Here is an 18,520-nt window from a genome sequence, read left to right as displayed (position 1 = left end):
GTTCCCCTCTGGGTGTGCGGGTGCACCTGTCTGGTGATCCGCACACTGCCCGGAAGGACACCAGGATGGACCCCACCGCTCGCCGCCGCCGCGCCATACTCATCGCCGCCATCACCGGCGGGCTCATCCTGCTCATTCTCGTCGGCGTCGGTGTCTACGGCCTCATCCGCGGACCCCAGAACGCACAGCCCACAGACGTCGCCGCGACGGAGAGCCCAGCGGCGACGCACCCCGACGACACCTCGCCGTCGGGGCCGGAGCCGGTGATCGCGAGTGGCGAACCTGAGGAGTTCGCGGTCGCGGTGGCGGAGGCGCTGTTCACCTGGGATACCACCAGCGGCTACGGGCCCGCAGACTATGCACAGATGCTCGCCGATGTCACGGCCGATGAGGAAGCCGGCGCCACAGCCTCCGATGTCCGCGCCTATCTGCCGACCCAGGAAGCGTGGGCGCAGTTGCGCACGCATCAGACGAGGCAGTGGCTCACCATCGACACGATCGAGATCCCGACCGTGTGGGAGGACGCGGTCGCACAGGCGGCGCCGGGGCAACTGCCCGACGGTGCGATCGCGTACACGATCACCGGCACCCGTCACCGCACCGGCTACTGGGGCACCGACCCCATCGCCACCACGCACGCGGTGGCGTTCACCGTGTTCCTCACCTGCACACCCGAACACGACACCGCACAGTCTGCCGATCCGATCACCAAGACGTGCGCGCTCTTGCGACTGTCGCAGCTCGACAACCCCCTGCGGTGACCGATCATGCTCAAGAAGCTCCTCGTATCTCTTGCCGTTGCCGCGGTGTGCTTCGGCCCCGCCACCGCGCTCCTGTCCGTCACTGTCCTCGCGAACCCGGCGATAGCTGCCTGTGCGCCGGGGTCGTTGATCGTGGGGCCGATCCCGGACTCGCTCACCGCGACCACGAAGAACGGCGAGACCGTGACGCTGAACCGGCAGCAGCTCACCCATGCGGCCACGATCATCACTGTCGGCGGGCAAACCGATGGGATTGGGCGTCCGGGTATGGTGATCGCGTTGATGGCTGCGCTCACGGAATCGCATCTGCGGATGCTCGCGAACACCGGCACCTACCCTGAGTCCGCGAACTACCCCAACGATGGGGATGCCTCCGACCACGACTCCCTCGGCTTGTTTCAGATGCGCCCGCAAGCCGGATGGGGAACCGTGCCTGAGCTCATGGACCCGAACTACCAAGCGAGAGCGTTCTACGGCGGACCCACCGGACCCAACTACCCCTCACCACGCGGCTTGCTGGACATTCCGGGGTGGCAGCAGCTCGACCCCGGCGAAGCAGCGCAGGCCGTCGAGGTGTCGGCCTACCCGGACAGGTATCAGAACTATCAGCCCGTCGCCGAAGCGATCCTCACCGCCCTCACCAAGCCCGCACCGTCAACCGGCGGCGGCGGTGGTGAGGTGGTGGTGCCGGAGACCACGCGGGTCGTGTTCCCGTTGCCGGAGGGCACATGGGTGCGGACGAGTCCGTTCGGGTGGCGCACCGACCCGATCACCTTCGAGCAGGCATTCCACTCCGGCAGCGACTTCGCCGCCGCAGACGGCACCCCGATCTACGCCGTCGCCGACGGGATCGTCACCCACGCCGGATACACCGGCTCCTGGGGCGGGCTCATCATCGTCGAGCACACCGTCGGCGGGGAACGGATCGCGTCGTACTACGCACATATGTGGGAGTACGGCATCCACGTCACCGAAGGGATGACCGTCACCGCCGGGCAACACATCGGCGATGTTGGCTCGTCAGGGAAATCCACTGGCCCCCACCTCCACCTCGAAATCCGCCCCGGCGGCACCGGGCAGCCCGCGATCGACGCCGACCAATGGCTCACCGATAAGGGCGCGGAAGGCATCACCGGCGGCACTACCTCTCGCGCGTCCTGCACGTTGGGCGGGGGTGGGAGCTGATGGTGTTCCCTGACTTCGGCGGCGTCGGCGCAGCCGATGACCTCCGCAGCATTGTGGGGGCGTTGCTGATGTTCGTGCTCATCATCGCGGTACTCATGCTGATCGTCTCCGCGATCATCTGGGCAATCGCCTCATCCACCGGCAACGCCCACACCACTACCAAAGCCAGGATCGGTGCCTGGGTCGCCCTGGGCGCGGCCGCCCTCGCAGGTGCCGGGGTCGCGTGGGTGAACTTCCTCCTTGGCCTCGGCGAGAGGCTATAGGCGCGGGTCTTTCCTTACGACTTCCGCTGGTTCAGAGGGAACGTGAGTCTCGCCAGGGCTGATGAGCGACTTCGCTGATCACTTCCGAGCTGTTTTCGAGGAGTGCGGCCATAGTCCGGTATCTCGAAATGAAGGTCGCGGAATTCACGGAGGGGTTCGCGCTCTTCCAACTTCCCATCGCTTCGTTGAAGTCACGGCGGATCGGTCGCGAGGCGCTCGGCAGACAGGCCTCCGCTAACTGGTCTTCGAGTTGATTCCATAGATCGATGTAACGATGTTCGAGGTCGCCAGCCTTCTTTGCGAGACCGTCTGGGTCGTCGTAGACGCCGAAGTACATCATCCGGCGACGACCATGCGGGACGGACTCAACCCTCGCTTGCGCAGCTTCCATCTCATCTTGCGCGTGCGCCAGCGCAGTGATCTCTCGGTCTAGAAAGCCAGGCATGGGAGGCAGAGCGAGCTCTGGCAGTGGAATCGGCATGCGCTGCACAGCTGTGATGACCTCAGGGCGAATCGCGAGTGACAGAACGCCTGTCCCTTCGTGGACATTGAGGTAGCGGACGGCATCGAGGCTGTCTCTGTCGAGCTCGCTGATGCTGAGCTGTGCTGCGCCGTCGTGGTTTTCGTCTCGATAGCCCGGGTTGATGCGGCCAGGACGAAGGTCAATCGCCACTCGGTAGAGGTAGAACTGGGAACCGCCGTCGTGCTCGTCATGCATCCGTCGCAGCATGTTCTCGACCGCCGTCTCGTAGGTGCCAAGGTGGAGCGCCTTCGTCGTGTGCATCGAGACGTAGTGATCCCGGTTTACTGGCCGGTGATCGTTTTGCTCCAAGTCCTCGATAAACCGGCGGGCGTAGTCCGACGACGGCCAGTCTGGTTCAGTGCTCGTGTGGTACCAGGCGAAACGGGTTACTGCTTCGTCATCGAGCGCAGGATCGTCTTGATTACGAAGCGCGGCAACGGCGACACCGAAGTGGATGCTGGCTCCGCAGTGCGCGCACTTCATGTGAGCACCGTCGGCCTCGACGTAGTAGTCCTCCGCTGACAGAACCGAAACCCTCCCGCAGGTGCAGTTCATCGCATAGCCGTAGTTGAAGCCGTCGCTCCGCTCCACAAGAGCCGATCTCTCACGATTCCCCATCCCACACAGAGTACCGAGGGGGCAAGGGTGCACCTGGCTGACAAGTCCGCCTCCTTGCTGGCGGTGTGAGCTGAAGGAGCACCCTGTGATTGATATTGACCCGAACGGTACCGGGCTTCCCGGTATCGAGCAGTTGCGCATCATCGTCGGCGCGGTGATGACCGTCGGCCTGATCCTGTCCGTCCTCGCCCTGATCGTCTCCGCGATCGTATGGGGCTTCGGCGCGAACTCCTCCAACCCGCATCTCGCGTCGCGCGGGAAGGTCGGGGTGCTCGTGTCCTGTGGGGCGGCGATCATCTGCGGCGCGTCCGTGACGCTCATCAACTTCTTCTGGGGCGTCGGCCAAGCCGTCTAACCCCACCGCGCAGAGGGAAGGAGTGAGCGATGAGTGTGTGTGATGTGCCGGTGATCTCGGCCGTGTGTGACACCGTCGGCCAAGGCGCCGCCACGTTGATCGCGGCCCCGTTCGACTGGCTCGCCCAAGCCATGGGAGGCGCCGCCGCCTGGCTCTTCGAAGCCGTGTGGGCGGTGTTCGACACCACCACCCTCGTTGATGTCACCGACGAGGGCTACATCGGGGTCTACAACATCCTGTTCGGGGTGGCGGTGTTCGTGGTGCTGATCTTCTTCTGCCTGCAACTGATCACCGGCCTCATCCACCGCGACCCCACCGCCCTCACCCGCGCAGCTACGGGGGCCGCGAAAAGCATCCTCGGTTCCTTCGTCGCCATCGGCCTCACAGGGCTTTTGTTGGAGATCACGGATCAGCTCGCGATCGGGATCGTGCAAGCCACCGGGAACACGATGGAATCCATCGGCGACCGCATCACCCTCCTTGCCGCAGGGTTCGCAGGCATCAATATCGCCGCGCCCGGTGTGGGCGCGATCGTCACGATCTTCCTCGCAGGCCTCGCCATCAGCGCTGCTGCGATCGTGTGGTTCTCGCTCCTGATCCGCAAAGCCCTCCTGCTCGTCGCGATAGTGTTCGCACCCATCGCCCTCGCAGGGTTCTCCTGGGATGCCACCAAGGGGTGGTTCGGGAAGTGGGCGACGTTCGTGATCGCCCTGATCCTGTCCAAGCTCGTCCTCGTAGTGATCTTCCTCGTCGCCATCACCCAAGTCTCGGCGCCGATCGAACTGGATCTCGCATCGATCAGTGACCCCATCGCTGGAGTCGTGCTGATGTTCATTGCCGCGTTCGCCCCGTACATGACGTACAAGTTCGTCACGTTCGTCGGGTTCGATATGTACCACTCGATGAGCGCCGAGCAAGAAGCCAAATCCGCGCTCAACCGCCCCGTACCTGTGCCCTCCGCTCCGAAGACTGATGGCGCGAAGAAAGTTCTCGACGGTGCCGGCGACAAGGGAGGCAGTGCGGCACCATCCGGTGGAGGCACGCCACCCGCCACGCCAACCGCATCCTCCGGTGGTGGCGGGGCTGCGGCTGCCGGTGGTTCTGGTGCTGCGGCTGGCGCAGGAAGCGCGAGCGGTGGTGCTGGTGCTGGCGCGGCCGGCGCCGGGGCCGGGGCGGGTGCCGCTGTGGCGGGGCCTGCGGCTGCGGTCGTGATCGGTGCGCAAGTCGCGAAAGCCGCAGCCACCGCCGGGCCGAAACTCGGTGGCGCTGTTGGTGGGGCTGCGGAAGGTCACGCGGCAGGTGCCGGAGAGACGGTGCAGCCGTCACCTCCGCCGCCCGCACCCAGCCACACCCCGACTGCACCGCCCGCGTCACCTCCGGTGCCGCCTGCGAAGCAGACGCCGCCGCCGGCTCCGAAACCGACGGCCGGGAAGGAGTGACCGATGTCGAATCAGCAGAGCACGGTGGAGTTTGGGTTGCGGGCGGTGCAGTTTTCCCGCCTCACCCGCCGCGGCATCCTCCTTGGTCTCTCCCTCCCGCAACTCATCGTCCTCACAATCGGTGTGCTTTCCATCGTTGGCGCCCTCTACGCCGGCGGCGGGATGCTGCTGGCCTGGACCGCGCCCATCTGGCTCCTCTCCGCAGCACTCGCATGGACGCCAGTCGGGGGCAGGAAGCTCATCGAGTGGGTACCCGTCTCCTTCCGCTGGGTCGCCCGCACGCAGGCCCGGCAGACCGTGTTTCGGCGCAGGATCGTGAAACCCCGCCCCGCTGGCACCCTCGCACTCCCAGGCGACGCCGCGGCGCTCCGGGAGTGGGAAGACCCGGACACGGGGGCGGCAATGATCCACGACCCCCATGCCCAGACGCTCACGGCGATCATCGCGGTGTCGCATCCCGCGTTTGTGCTCCTCGACCCTGGCGAGCAAGAACGCCGCGTCGCCACCTGGGGTCGGGTACTCGCCACCGCCTGCCGCTCCGGCAGGATCGCCCGCCTCCAAGTCTGCGAACGCACCCTCCCCGACGGTGGCTCCGGCCTCGTCGAGTGGTGGCGCAGTCACGGCACCGACGACGGGTCGTGGACTTCGACTGTGTACCGGGAACTCATCGACCGTGCAGGCCCCGCAGGGGAGCGTCACGCGACGACGATCAGTCTCGCCCTCGACCTCCGCGCCGCAGCACGTCAGGTGCGCACGAACGGTGGTGGGATCAAGGGGGCGGCGGCGGTGCTGCGGCAGGAGATGACGACGCTCGTGACCGCGCTGCGCGCCGCGGAACTCACCGTCGGTGCTTGGCTCACCCCCAGCGAGGTCGCCGTGATCCTCCGATCCGCCTACGACCCTGCCTCCGCGGCGCTCCTTGATCGTCACGGCGACATCGGTAGGAGCCTTGCGACGGCGGGGCCAGTTGCGGTGATGGAGTCGTGGGATCGGCTGCGGTCAGACTCCGCCCATCACGCGGTGCTGTGGATCAGCGAGTGGCCCAGGTCGCAGGTGTATCCGGGGTTCCTCGCCCCGGTGCTGCTGTCGTCGGGGATTCAGCGGGCGTTCTCGCTGGTGTGTACGCCGATTCGTTCGGATCAGGCGGCGAGGGATATTCGGAAGAAGAAGACTGAGTTGATCTCGGATGCGGCGCAGCGCTCCAAGATGGGGCAGATCGAGGACGCCTCCCAAACCGCCGAATACGGCGATGTCCTCCAACAGGAAGCCGACCTTACCGCAGGCCACGGCGTCCTCCGCTACACCGGCCTCATCTCCATTAGCGCACCGACGCCGGAAGAGCTCGACACTGCGGTCGCGGCGATCGAACAGGCCGCGATCCAAGCCTCTTGCGAAACCCGGCGTCTTGTCGGGCAGCAAGCCCAAGCCTTCACTGTTGCAGCCCTGCCGCTGTGCCGCACCGTCTGAGGAGTACACCGATGCCGACATTTCAGAATCCGACCGCGGATGCGGCGGAAGTGTCCGAAGCGCTCCGTGGCCTTGCGCACGCCACTCGCGTGTTCGAGGACCCTGCCGACACGTATGCGGTGCTCGGTGATCTCCTCGCCGGGGTGCGATCACTTCGCCTGGTGTTTGATCAGCTCGCGACCGTGCACGCCAGGAACCACGTGCGTGCATACGATGACGCCGGGAACCAGGGCGCCGGCGCAAGCCACGCACTCATCGCAGCCGCCCAACTTCGACAGGCAGCGGCACTGCTGGATGGGGTGCACGAGCATGCAGATGCGGCGATGAGCGCATCGGGGCGCATCGCCTGGCGCCCCGCACCCTCAGATTCGGCCCCTTCTTCCCGCTGGGTGGGGATCGTGTTCCTGCAAGGGCAGGATGCCAACGAGGTGCTGGCGATCATCGACCGCGACGGGGCCGATGCGGCGATCGAGCATCTGGCCCGGTTCGACATGGGAGAGGAAACCACCCAGGCGGCACTCGTCAACGGATACGTCTACGACACCATCCCCACCGGCCACCTCGACCGCACAGCTACACACGGCATCTACACGTTGACGTACAACCACGACCACGGACACATCTCACTGCTGCGCACGCACCCCGAACGACAGGAAGGCGCTGCTGAGACTGCGGCAGTCGAGCGAACGCCACTACGTCAGCCAGCCCGAGTGACCGAGGCCGAGGATGACCCGTTCGCGCCATCCCGCTCATCGTCACCGTCGCGGGGGCGAGCACTATGAGCGACCGGCAGAAACTCCACACCGCCGCCCTTGTCGCACCCGCCGGGGAACCCCGCAAGCACCGGAAAGCCCGCAAACACGCCGCAGCGAAGATCGAGGCCGATGCCCGTCAACACGAGCAGGCGATCGAGCGTGAGCGGGTCGCGGCGGAACGTGCCGAACGCCGCAACACCAGCTACCTCCCCGCAACAGGCGAACCCGGGCCGGCGGCGCTGCAGACTCCGGGCAAGTTGCGCCTGCCCCGCCACCAGGACACGTCCGCGACACTCGCGGGCGCGTACCCGTTTCTTGCCGAAGGTGGTCTCGGTGCTGACGGGGTGTTCATCGGGCAGGACCTCTACTCCGGTGGCTCGTTCGTCTACGACCCGTGGACGCTCTATGCACGCGGCATCATCACCGCGCCGAACATCGTCCTCGCAGGGATCGTCGGCTCCGGCAAATCTTCCCTCGCCAAGTCCCTCTACACGAGGTCAATTCCGTTCGGTCGCCGCGTCTACGTCCCCGGTGACCCGAAGGGCGAGCACACCGCTGTTGCGGAAGCCGTCGGCGGGCGGGCGATCGTCCTCGGCCACGGGCTGCGGAATCGTCTCAACCCGCTCGATGAAGGCCACCGCCCCGGCGGCCTCTCAGATGCAGAGTGGGCGGCGCAGGTTGCTTCCCGCCGCCGTGAGCTGATTGGTGCGTTGGCGGAGACGGTGCTGGACCGGGTGCTCTCACCGTTAGAACACACGGCAATCGACCTCGCCCTCCAAGACGCTGTCCGATCCTCCGAGGTGCCGATCCTGCCGATGGTTGTCGACCGCATCCTCACACCCGACCCCCAGGCCGACACCGACGGGCGGCTCGCAGAAGATGGGCGCCTCGTCGGACACGCGCTCCGCCGTCTCGTCGCAGGCGACCTCGCAGGGCTCTTTGATGGGCCGTCGACGGTGCGGTTTGACCCGTCACTGCCGATGGTCAGCCTGGACCTGTCGCGGGTGGCAGAGAACAGCACGCTGATCTCGGTGCTGATGACCTGCTCGTCCGCGTGGATGGAGTCAGCGTTGATGGACCCGAATGGTGGGCACCGGTGGGTGATCTACGACGAAGCCTGGCGACTCATGGCCTACCCAGCGTTGCTCCGTCGGATGGATGCGCAATGGCGGCTCGCCAGGCATTACGGGATCGCGAACATGCTGATCTTCCACAAACTCACCGACCTCGACAACGTCGGCGACCAAGGTTCCGCCATGCGCGCCCTCGCCAACTCGCTGCTGGCGAATGCGGAGACGCGGATCATCTACCGGCAAGAACCCGACCAACTCGGAGCCACCGCCGCAGCCCTCGGCCTCACCGGCACCGAACAGAAACTCCTCCCAGGCCTCGGCACCGGGCAAGGGCTCTGGCGGATCAAGGAACGATCCTTCGTCGTGCAGCACCAACTCCACCCGGCAGAACTCGCCGCGTTCGACACGACCGCGCGGATGAAGGGGTAAAGGCTCAGGTTCAGGATTCCTGAAGCCTGTTTCCGCGTGATTCCGCCAGTTTTCGGCGATCTGTGGGGTGCTGTGAGGTTGTAAGTTCCCGCTACGACTGGCTTGCTCTCGGTGACCCGTTTGGCGTGCAGGTTCGTACCTATCTCTCGATTGATTCGCCACAACCGAGGGAGCAGAACCGATGGACACGATCACCGAGCTGGCAGCCGACGAACGCACCGCAAGAATCATCCTCGCGACCGTCTCCGAACCCGGTGATGTGGTCACAGGGCGGATGATCCGCACCGTCGGCGCTACGGAGACTGTCGCTCGTGCCGTCGCCGATGAGGTGCCGGTCGGGCCGGATGGTGATACCTGGCAGCGGCGTCTCGCGCCCCGCATCGACGCGGCCCAGCTGCGGCGGGTGCTCGCGGAGACTGAGCGCCACGGCATGCGGGTGCTGATCCCCGGCGATTCGGACTGGCCGGCATCGGTCAACGCTCTCGGAGATCATGCCCCCTTCGCACTGTGGGCGAAGGGCGACACCAGCCTACTCGCAGGCCCGGTGTGGGATCGACTCACCATCACGGGGGCGAGGGCGTCCACCGGGTACGGGGAGCACATCACTACGGATTTGGTGCAGTCGGCGGTCTCCGATGCTCGGACGGTGCTCTCCGGTGGGGCTTACGGGATTGACGGCGCCGCGCACCGTGCTGCGCTCACTTTTGGTGGTTCCACGGTCGCGGTGCTCGCGGGCGGTCTGGACCGCCCGTATCCGGCAGGGCACACCGAACTCCTGGGCCGAGTTGCAGACAACGGGCTGCTGTTGAGTGAGGTGCCGCCAGGTGCTGCGCCGACGAAGTGGCGATTCCCGCAACGCGGCAGACTCCTCGCCGCCCTCTCCGGCACCATCGTCATCGCCGAGGCCGGATACCGCTCCGGCTCGCTTCACACCGCGGCCCGTGCGATGGAGCTGGGTCGTCCGGTCGGTGCGATTCCTGGGCCGTTGACGAGTGCGGCGTCTGCGGGGTGTCACCGGTTGTTGCGTGACGGGCTCGGGTCGATCATCACCGGCTACGACGACATCCGCGAACTCCTCCACGGAGTACGTGATGGTGTGCATCGTGCTGTGCGGGAACGGGCAGGACTCGAGACTGATCCTCTCGATCAAGAGAAGCCCGGCCCGGGCCGGAGGCCGCAGGGTCCTGGGTTGTGAGGTCGAGGGCCAGGTTGGTGCACCTGCTGTGAAGGCGACCCGATATCGGGTTGCTGCTCACCAGAACGTCAGGAGGCATCTCGTGTCAGGATCACTCGTCCACATTCCGCAGCCGGTGGCTGCGCCGCCACCGACCAGGCTCCGGCGATGGCTGTCGGTGTTGCTGGCCCTGTTCTTGCTCGCGGGGTCGTTCGCGCTGAGTGCTCAGCCCGCGCATGCGGCGAGTGAGGGCGTCGGCTATTGGTCTGACGGTGCGTTCCTCGGCGCGTACAACACCGGTGTCGATGGCCGGCAGGCGTACTGCGCTGACCTTCACGCTGATCCTCCGTATGGGAATACGGCGGGGCCGGAGCGGATCACGTCGCTGGATTCGTTGTCTCGTCAGCAGCTTGCTGAGATGAACTATGTGCTGGATCGGTGGGGGCAGTCCGGTGATGCGAACGTGACGGCTGCGGTGGCGCTGTATGTGTGGTCGGTCGCGAGCCCTGGCATGTACAACTCGCACGGTATGTCCGGTGACGACTACTACGTCGCCCGCGCCCCCGCGTCCGAGCGCGGCACGATCCTCGCGAACCTCTCGACCATGCGGCATGAGGCTACGGTGAACGCGGTCACGGACCCGTCGTTGTCGCTCGCACTGGACATGACGGATCAGTACAACGGCACCCTCACCGTCACCGCCCATCCGGCAGCTCTCACCGGGAGCGCTTCGCTGACGAATGCGGTGTTCGCGGACGGGGCCTCGACGCGGAATCTCGCCGTCGGTACGCATCCGATCACCGGCACCCCGGCCGACGGTGTGCCGTCCTACAAGATCGGCGCATCCATGTCGGTGCCTGCCGCCGGGTACGGGGCCGCGCTCGACCTGTATGCGACACCGGGGCAGCAGCGCCTGATCGCCGCTGTCGCGGGCTCTTCCACGGGGTTGTCTGCGTCGGTGGAGTCGCCGGTGATCGAGCTGGATTTCCAGCCGGAGATCACCACCCAGGTCGCCTCCCGTTTCGTCGCCGAGGGCGATGCGTTCGTGGATGGACTCACGGTGTCGGTGTCGAAGGGCACCTGGATTCACCTCGACGGGAACCCGGTCGAGGTGACCGCGACCGGCACGCTGTATGGGCCGTTCGATGAGCAGCCCACCGAATCTGACACCCCACCCGCCGGAGCCCCCATCGCGGGCAGCGAGACGGTGACGCTGACGGGGGCTGGGTCGTACACCTCGCCTGGCACGATCACAGCCCCGGAATCGGGGTTCTACACCTGGGTGTGGGCGATCGACAAGGCCGCGCAAGGCAAGCATGCGAAGTACCTCACCGATTCGTTCACCGACCGGTTCGGACAGGTCGCTGAGACCTCGGTGGTGCCGTTCCAGCCCGTCGCGGTCTCCGAAGCCGACCAGCGCCTCGCCGTCCCCGGTGATGCGCTGACGGACACGATCACCGTGTCCAGCTCGAATGGTGTGTGGTTGAAGAAGGACGGCGCACCCATTCCGGTGGTGTTCGAGGGCACCGCCTACCAAGTCCCCGGCACCCTACCCCCAGCACAGACCACGGCGATCGACGGCAACGCGGTGCCGCTCGGGACCGTCACCGTCACGGCGGACGGCCCCGGCGTCTACACGTCTCCGTCGGTGGTGGCGCCGTCGGGTGGGTTCGTGACCTGGGTGTGGGAGGTGAAGAAGGTCTCGCAGCCGGAGTGGGTACGCGACTACCTCGCCGCCGACTGGCAGGACGATTACGGCATCAACGTCGAGACGACATCCGTGCGATGGCCGATCACGGTGACCTCCATGATGCGGGAATACAACGTCCACCCCGGCGGCCGTGCATTCGATGTCGTCACCGTGTCGGGGTTCCCCGCGAACCACGGTGACTTCACCGGCGACGGCTACTGGAACCCCGACCTCGACGAACTCCGTCACACCGTCTACGGCCCCTTCGCCACCGATAGCGAACTCACCGATGACCTTGACCTGACCACGGCACCGGTGCTCGCGGAGCTCACGACACCGGCCAGGAATGGGGTCTACAAGCTCGGCTACACCGATCACGACAAGATCGTTCCCACCGAGCCCGGCTTCTACGTCCTCGTGACGACGTTCGAGGGTGACGACCGGGTCCAGCCCTACGCATCGTCGCCGGCTGATGTGCTGGAACGCTTCTACGTCCCACCTACCGACACGGAGGTGCCGGTCACGGTGATCACGCAGGCGACACCGGAAGCGCTCGTTGGGGAACCGTTCTCGGACACCGCACTGGTTCAGGGCACGACGATTCCCGACGGCGCGTACCTAGTGTTCCGCGCCTATGGTCCGCACCCGGCGGAGGCCGGGGCGGTGTGCGAGTCGCCGTTCTACGTCAGCGACGAGATCCCCGTCACACAAGCCGGCATCTACCACTCCGGCACCACCACCGTCACCGAGCCCGGGAACGTGTACTGGGTCGAAACCCTCTACGGCGCCGACGGCGACGTGATCGCCGAAGGGAAGTGTGGTGCGCCGGGCGAGACGACCGTTGTCACTGAGCAGCCAGACGAGCTGCGGGTGAAGACGAACGCGACGCCCACGGTCGTGTTGGGTGAGCCTGCGCATGATGTCGCAACCGTCACCGGCGCGGTACCGGAGGGGGCACGGCTCGTGTTCGAGGCCTACCGGCAGCACACCAATGAGGCACTGTGCACGGCGGAAGAGCTCGTATTCACCTCCGCCGTGATCGAACTCGACGGTCCCGGCGAGTACACCTCGGACGAGGTGATCTTCGACGAGATCGGCACCTACTACTGGGTGGAGACCGTAATCGACAAAGAAGGCCTCATCCTGCACCGCGGACTCTGCGGCGCACCCGACGAGACCACCACCGTCACCCCCGTCCCGGAGGAGCCCGGAAAGCCGGGAACGCCTGGTGAGTTGGCGCAGACCGGCGGTGGTGATTGGTGGCCGCTTGGCCTTGCCGGTGGACTGATCGCCGCCGCGACCGGTGGGGTGCTGCTGTTCGGTCGCCGTCTCGCGATCGCCCGCGAACGCTCCGGGTACGTCCGCGAAGAGGACGAGGCGTTCGAGGAGTTCAAAGCTCAGTTCGAGGGAGCAAAGGAGGACTAACCACAGGCTGCTGACCCGCTGGCACCCCCACTATGGCGGGTCAGCACGGGAGGGCACGAACCACCCCCAGGTTCGTGCCCTCCCACCTTTCTGCCCTCTGCACCCGAGGCGGCGCGGGTGCACCTGCATGGCGACTGCTGTTCGACTTGGAAGGACCCACCTGTGACCCCGAAGCCCCGCTACCGCCGCACCAACCCCGACGCTCAGCCCCCGACGACGCCGGTGCCTCCGAGTGTTGGGCCGGTCGTGGTGCCGGTGGTGGAGTTCACCATCAGCGCGGACGGCGCGATGAGTGTCACTGTCGATGGAGCGCCGTATCTTCCGGAACCGTTCGCACCGGGTTGGCGGCGCGAATCATTCCCCGCGATTCTCGACGCTCTTGCTGCTCGCAATCGCACGCCGTTGCGGGTGCAGGTTCGGGAGGCGGACGGGTCGACGTTCACCGACATCATCACCCCGCCCCGAGAACGCCCCACAGCGAGGCCTTGGGAGGCACCGCTGCCACCGGAGGCGACGACGCCTCCGGTGGCAGCGGTGCAGCCGGTGCTGCATCAGGTCGCAGGTGCGGGGTTCGTCCCGGGTGAGGATGTCGCGGTCGCGATCATCCACGCACATTCGGATGCCAGTCCCGACGGCACTGCCCGAGCCCTCCTCACCGCAGAGCAAGCCGCAACCGCGGTGACAGGTGAAGTGATCCTCCTCGGTCGCATCTCCGGCACCCTCGTCGTCAGCAGGCTCCCATGAGCACCCCCAGGCCTGGCGGGGCGCTCGGGGATGAACTCGCGAACCTCGGCATCATCGCCCTCATCGCCGCCGCAGTTCTCGCCGTCATCCTCCGCGTGGCCGGTTCGATCACCGCCTGGGTGACAGGGGCCGCGCAGCCGACCGGTGGCGTCGAAGCAGGCCTCGGAGTCCTCCTGCACCCCGCCGACCCAGGGAGTCCGCTCGGTGCTGACGGGCTCAACGCCGTCGTCTACTGGATCGCCGCGGGGCTGCTGATCCTCGGTGGTGGCGCGGCGGGCTGGTGGGTGTGGCGCACGTTCCGGGAACACAACCGGCGCACGAAGATCGACCCGTATCGGATCGTCGGAATCGCAACCCGCACCGACGTTGCTACCGCCGCATCGGAGAAGGCGCTGTTGCGCCGCGGCAAGCAACTCCGCCCCTCACTGCCAAACCCCGAAGCGCAAGACGTGGGCTATCTCCTCGGTGCCTCGCGAGGCGTGAACGTGTGGGCGAGCGTGGAGGACTCGATCCTGCTGATCGGGCCACCCCGCTCCGGCAAAGGCCTCCACATCGTCATCAACGCGATCCTCGATGCTCCGGGCGCGGTCGTCACGACTTCCACCCGCCCGGACAACCTCACCGCCACTCTCACTGCCCGCAGCGCTGAGGGACGGCCGGTGGCGGTATTCGACCCGCAACACCTCGCCGAAGGCGTCCCGGCAGGGCTACGGTGGTCGCCGATTCGGGGGTGTGAGGACCCGTTGACGGCGATGATCCGCGCCACGGGCCTCGCAGCCGGCACCGGCCTCTCCGCAGGTGGTGTCGAGGGCGGTGACTTCTGGGAAGGGAAAACCCGCACCGCGCTCCAAGCCCTCCTTCATGCCGCAGCCCTCGATCACCGCACCCCGGCTGAGTTGTTCCGGTGGACCCTCGATCCAGCTGCGGCGTCCGATGCGGTTGCGATCCTGACCGCGAACCCGCATGCTGCGACGGGGTGGGCGGACTCGTTGCAGGCGATGATCGACTCCGACCCCCGCACCCGTGACTCGATCTGGCAAGGCGTCTCCCTCTCGCTCGCTGCCCTTGCCGATCCGCGTGTGCTCGACGCCGTGAGCCCCGGGCCAGAGGAGAAGTTCGATCCCGAAGAGTTCCTCCGCAACCGCGGCACGGTTTATCTCTTGGCGACGGGGGCTGGGGCGAATAACAGTGCGGCGTTGGTGTCGGCGTTCGTGGAAGACCTCGTCGAAGCCGCCCGCCGCCTCGCCGCCAAATCAACCGGAGCCCGCCTCGACCCGCCCCTGCTCCTCGCGCTCGATGAGATCGGCAACCTCGCACCGTTGCCATCACTGCCGACGCTTATGGCGGAGGGTGGGGGCACGGGGATCACAACGATGCCGGTGCTACAGTCGCTCGCCCAGGCGCGGGAGAAGTGGTCGGATAACGCGGCTGGGGCTATCTGGGATGCCTCGATCGTGAAGATCATCCTCGGCGGGGCATCCAACTCCCGCGACCTCCAAGACCTCACCACGTTGATCGGGGAACGTGACGAGATCACCGACTCCACCACCATCGGCGACCACGGCTCCCGCTCCGCACAACGCTCCATCCGTCGGGTAGCGATCATGCCGCCCGATGTGATCCGCACGCTCCCATTCGGCACCGGTCTCATCCTGCTGCGCGCCGCCCCGCCCATCGTCTCGAAACTCCGCGCCTGGACCCATCGGAGGAACGCGGGCGAGCTGCAGGCGCAGCGCCGTGAGGTCGAGGGGCTGCTGCAACACGGCACGCCTGCGTCGGCTGGCGAGCAGGGGGCTGTGGGCGCACCTGAGTGACAGAGCACCCCGAACGGTGGGGTGCCGACTGTCACGAGGAGTGTCCAATGGCCATCCACACGCAAGAGTCTCTGTCCGGGTTCATCGCATCCGAACCCCATCTGTCGTTCACCGAGAAGGGTGACGCGCGCCTGTTCGTGAAGATCGGGCAGGAACACTACCGCCGCGAAAGCGACGGATCGTTCACGCAGACCGAGACCACCTTCCACGACCTCGTCGCGTTCCGGAAGACCGCCGAACGCGCACACCAGCGCTTCGCGAAAGGCGACAAGTTCGTCGCCGAGGGCTACACCCACCACTACGACCGCACCGACGACAACGGACAGACCGTCAAAGTCGAGGAGTTCGTCGCAAAGAAACTCGGCCACGACCTCGCCCGCACCCGCTACACCGTCGACCGACCCCGCCGCACCCCAGAACCCGACTCACTCGACGCCGGACTCGAAGACACGGCACTGTCACCCAACGCCCCACGTCGCACCTCTGCTGCTGCCGCTGCGATCGGAAGGTGAGAGAGCATCATGGTCGATGAACTGCCCGACACGAGCGATGTCGATCCGGGTGAGGCGGCGGAGGACGAGTTCGATGAAAGCTACGATCCCGACACTGACACCCCTGGTGCGCAGGGAGAGGATGAGTCGGGGCCTCCGGGGCCGGTGAACTGGAACCTCCTCACCGCCGACGCCGCAGAAGAAGAATGGCTCGCGCTCAACGAATGGGTGCACTGGCTCCGACACACCTACGGCCTCCCCGTCGCCGTGGTCCCGCCGTTCTGGCACCGCCACCCGGAACTGGTGTGGGAGCTGTCCGCGCTGCACATCCACTGGCTGTGCGCGATCCACCCCGAAGCCAAAGGCTCCGCCATGCTCGTCTGGCACCGCGACTTCACCGAAGCCCAAGAACGACTCCGACACTGGACCGCCGCCTGCGGTACCCGGCTGACCACCGACCGGCCGACACGTCGCATCGCCTGGCCCGGCGAACCCGACACAGACCCCATCGAAGACACCGTCATCCCGAACCGCGAGGAAGACTTCGTGGAATACATGCACGCCGACGTGGAAGCACGACGCCGTGCTGAGGATCAATTCATCGCAGGCCTTGCGCTGGGTAGGGGAGAAATGCCATGAGTGGCCTCCCGAGTGATGAGGAAAGCCCCGAATTCACTGCGCTGCGCGAGGCAGGCCGTGAACTCGGGGCTTCGTTCCTTCCGATCACAAAAGAACAGGGTGTGGTCGTGCGAGCTATGCTACGCGCCGCCAGTGATAGGTCTCGGGAGCCACGAATCTCGGCGCGATCTTAATCCGCGAGTAATCGAAGATGCCCCCTGTGAGCTGCGACTTCTCGATGCGGATATCCAAGAGCATCTTGAGTAGCCGACGCTTTTCTAGTAGATCAAGAAGCTCCCACGCGGCCCGGATGTCATCGGCGTTGATGAGATCAAGAACCGCCGTATCTGCCACCGGAGGCACGGCTTCCCTCGCAGCTTGCTCGATCTGCGGAGTCAGTCGCTGCTCCACGTTAGCCAGCATCGCCAGACTGATCTTGCCTTCGGCGTACTGCTCGGCGGCCTCGTCCAACCGGTCGCGGAGAGTAGTCGCTTGCTCCTCAGCCTCACGAACGCGGTCGTTCCAGTCATCGTCTGGGCCCGCCAACACGGCCAAGCTCTCCGGGGTGGAGAGCCAGCTCAGCAGGGCTTCGAGTACGTAAGCGTCTGTACGTTCGACGTCGATACTGACGCGACGGCATCCGATGTGCTGACACACATAGTTGTTGCGGGGCTTTCCGTTCTTGCGCGGGACCACATTGAGAACCCTGGCGAGGAACCGGCCGCAGAACCCGCACCTGGCGACGAAAGACAGCAGCCACTTGGGGTGACTGTGGTTGTCCTCCTCGACATACCGAGTTCGGCGAGCTTTATCGGCCAGGACCCTATTGACCTTCTCCCAGGTCTCGACAGGAATGATGGCCGGCCAGTCCGCCTCTCCGATCACCTCCCCCTGATATTTGCGCAAACCTGCAACCGTCGGACTGCGAATGATCTGCACCAGGGTTGCGTTCATCCAGCCACGAGACATACCACTCAGCGGCTTCATTGGAGTCGGAACGCCTTCGCGGTTCAGACGAGTGATGATCCGATTCACCGGCACCCCTTGAAGAATCTCGTCCACCGCTCTGGTAATGATTGCCGCCTTTTCGGGGTCGATCTCCTGACGCAGCAGAGCACCCGTGCTCTCGTCGTAGACCCGACGGTATCCGTAGGGGAGCCTCCCATGGGGCCTACCTTTTTGCGCGTTCAAACGGACCGTGCGGAGCTGCCGCTCCCGGATGACTGCGGCGTCCTTCTCCGCAGTCAGGAATTCAAGTCCCATCATGAACGCGTCATCACTGCGCGCGAAGTCGTAAACTCTGCCCTTGGTCATGTAGAGGACGCCTGCAGCTTGGCATGCCGCGCGGAGTTGGATGTAGGCCGCGAGCTCTCGGCCTGCGCGCGACGGCTCCCATGTGACGAAAGCGGCGTACTGCCGGGACGCGATGAGTTGCAGGGCTTCTTCGAAACCTTCTCGTTCTCGGGTTCGCCATTGTGAGGCTGAGCGGTTTGCATCGGTAATGACCCTGGCGACCCTCCACCCCTGCTGCTCGCACCAGGAACGGCAGTCCGTCTCCTGGTCACTCGTGGACCGCATCAAATAGTGACGATCCATCGAGGCGCGGGTGTAGATCAGCGCGTCGGTCCCTGATTCGGATGGGCGGGTGATTGCGTTGGCGTCCATAGTGGGCAGGTACTCCTTCTATATCTGCCTC

Annotated in this window: 16 protein-coding genes; 14 read left to right on the top strand and 2 right to left on the bottom strand. The window is 65.9% G+C overall.

Going from position 1 to position 18,520, the window contains the following annotated elements; genetic code table 11:
• The first annotated feature begins 65 nt into the window (after nucleotides 1-65).
• Genes GPA02_RS03690 through GPA02_RS03680 form a run of 3 tightly spaced genes read left to right on the top strand, consistent with a single transcriptional unit; the run spans nucleotide 66 to nucleotide 2,209 of the window.
• On the top strand, nucleotides 66-761 hold the full coding sequence (locus GPA02_RS03690) for a hypothetical protein (protein ID WP_156198504.1): 696 nt from the start codon (nucleotides 66-68) through the stop codon (nucleotides 759-761).
• A 6-nt stretch (nucleotides 762-767) separates the two neighbouring features.
• Nucleotides 768-1,946, top strand: coding sequence for a M23 family metallopeptidase (locus GPA02_RS03685; RefSeq protein WP_156198503.1), 1,179 nt, complete (start codon nucleotides 768-770; stop codon nucleotides 1,944-1,946).
• Nucleotides 1,943-2,209 carry a DUF6112 family protein gene (locus GPA02_RS03680; RefSeq protein ID WP_156198502.1) on the top strand — a complete coding sequence of 89 codons (267 nt, stop codon included), beginning with the start codon at nucleotides 1,943-1,945 and terminating at the stop codon, nucleotides 2,207-2,209. Before GPA02_RS03685 ends, GPA02_RS03680 begins: the two co-directional genes overlap by 4 nt.
• Before the next feature lie 31 nt (nucleotides 2,210-2,240).
• Here GPA02_RS03680 and GPA02_RS03675 read toward each other — a convergent pair whose 3' ends face one another.
• On the bottom strand, nucleotides 2,241-3,350 hold the full coding sequence (locus tag GPA02_RS03675) for a hypothetical protein (protein ID WP_156198501.1): 1,110 nt from the start codon (nucleotides 3,348-3,350) through the stop codon (nucleotides 2,241-2,243).
• An 85-nt stretch (nucleotides 3,351-3,435) separates the two neighbouring features.
• Between GPA02_RS03675 and GPA02_RS03670 the strand changes: the two genes are divergently transcribed.
• The 11 genes from GPA02_RS03670 to GPA02_RS03620 all read left to right on the top strand — a co-directional run bounded on the left by GPA02_RS03670 (nucleotide 3,436) and on the right by GPA02_RS03620 (nucleotide 16,845).
• Nucleotides 3,436-3,705 (top strand): DUF6112 family protein, encoded by a 270-nt coding sequence (locus tag GPA02_RS03670; RefSeq protein WP_024355940.1) that lies wholly within the window; start codon nucleotides 3,436-3,438, stop codon nucleotides 3,703-3,705.
• A 29-nt stretch (nucleotides 3,706-3,734) separates the two neighbouring features.
• Nucleotides 3,735-5,144, top strand: coding sequence for a TrbL/VirB6 family protein (locus GPA02_RS03665; RefSeq protein WP_156198500.1), 1,410 nt, complete (start codon nucleotides 3,735-3,737; stop codon nucleotides 5,142-5,144).
• 3 nt (nucleotides 5,145-5,147) lie between these two features.
• A complete protein-coding gene (locus tag GPA02_RS03660; RefSeq protein ID WP_156198499.1) occupies nucleotides 5,148-6,611 on the top strand; it encodes an SCO6880 family protein in 1,464 nt (487 codons plus the stop codon).
• 11 nt (nucleotides 6,612-6,622) lie between these two features.
• Complete coding sequence (locus GPA02_RS03655) at nucleotides 6,623-7,393, top strand: hypothetical protein (protein WP_156198498.1); 771 nt, start codon at nucleotides 6,623-6,625, stop codon at nucleotides 7,391-7,393.
• On the top strand, nucleotides 7,390-8,868 hold the full coding sequence (locus GPA02_RS03650) for an ATP-binding protein (RefSeq protein WP_156198497.1): 1,479 nt from the start codon (nucleotides 7,390-7,392) through the stop codon (nucleotides 8,866-8,868). The genes GPA02_RS03655 and GPA02_RS03650 overlap by 4 nt, the downstream gene beginning before the upstream one ends.
• A gap of 181 nt (nucleotides 8,869-9,049) precedes the next feature.
• The gene (gene dprA / locus GPA02_RS03645) at nucleotides 9,050-10,063 is read left to right on the top strand and encodes a DNA-processing protein DprA (protein ID WP_156198496.1); all 1,014 of its coding nucleotides are present in this window, start codon (nucleotides 9,050-9,052) and stop codon (nucleotides 10,061-10,063) included.
• Nucleotides 10,064-10,145: 82 nt separating this feature from the next.
• Nucleotides 10,146-13,157 (top strand): hypothetical protein, encoded by a 3,012-nt coding sequence (locus GPA02_RS03640; RefSeq protein WP_156198495.1) that lies wholly within the window; start codon nucleotides 10,146-10,148, stop codon nucleotides 13,155-13,157.
• Between the two features lie 258 nt (nucleotides 13,158-13,415).
• Nucleotides 13,416-13,901: a hypothetical protein gene (locus GPA02_RS03635; RefSeq protein WP_240133864.1), complete on the top strand. Its 486-nt coding sequence runs from the start codon at nucleotides 13,416-13,418 to the stop codon at nucleotides 13,899-13,901.
• A complete protein-coding gene (locus GPA02_RS03630) occupies nucleotides 13,898-15,715 on the top strand; it encodes a type IV secretory system conjugative DNA transfer family protein (protein ID WP_156198494.1) in 1,818 nt (605 codons plus the stop codon). Before GPA02_RS03635 ends, GPA02_RS03630 begins: the two co-directional genes overlap by 4 nt.
• A gap of 47 nt (nucleotides 15,716-15,762) precedes the next feature.
• Complete coding sequence (locus tag GPA02_RS03625; RefSeq protein ID WP_156198493.1) at nucleotides 15,763-16,227, top strand: single-stranded DNA-binding protein; 465 nt, start codon at nucleotides 15,763-15,765, stop codon at nucleotides 16,225-16,227.
• Nucleotides 16,228-16,236: 9 nt separating this feature from the next.
• Entirely contained in the window at nucleotides 16,237-16,845 is a 609-nt protein-coding gene (locus tag GPA02_RS03620; protein ID WP_204986486.1) for a hypothetical protein, read from the top strand.
• A gap of 114 nt (nucleotides 16,846-16,959) precedes the next feature.
• Here the strand turns inward: GPA02_RS03620 and GPA02_RS03615 are convergent, their stop codons facing one another.
• Entirely contained in the window at nucleotides 16,960-18,489 is a 1,530-nt protein-coding gene (locus tag GPA02_RS03615) for a recombinase family protein (protein ID WP_156198492.1), read from the bottom strand.
• Nucleotides 18,490-18,520: the final 31 nt, after the last annotated feature.

The organism is Actinotalea caeni, assembly GCF_009733795.1.
Lineage (GTDB): Bacteria > Actinomycetota > Actinomycetes > Actinomycetales > Beutenbergiaceae > Pseudactinotalea > Pseudactinotalea caeni.
Note: the sequence above shows the minus strand (reverse complement) of the source record. Positions and strands in the feature narration are given on the sequence as shown.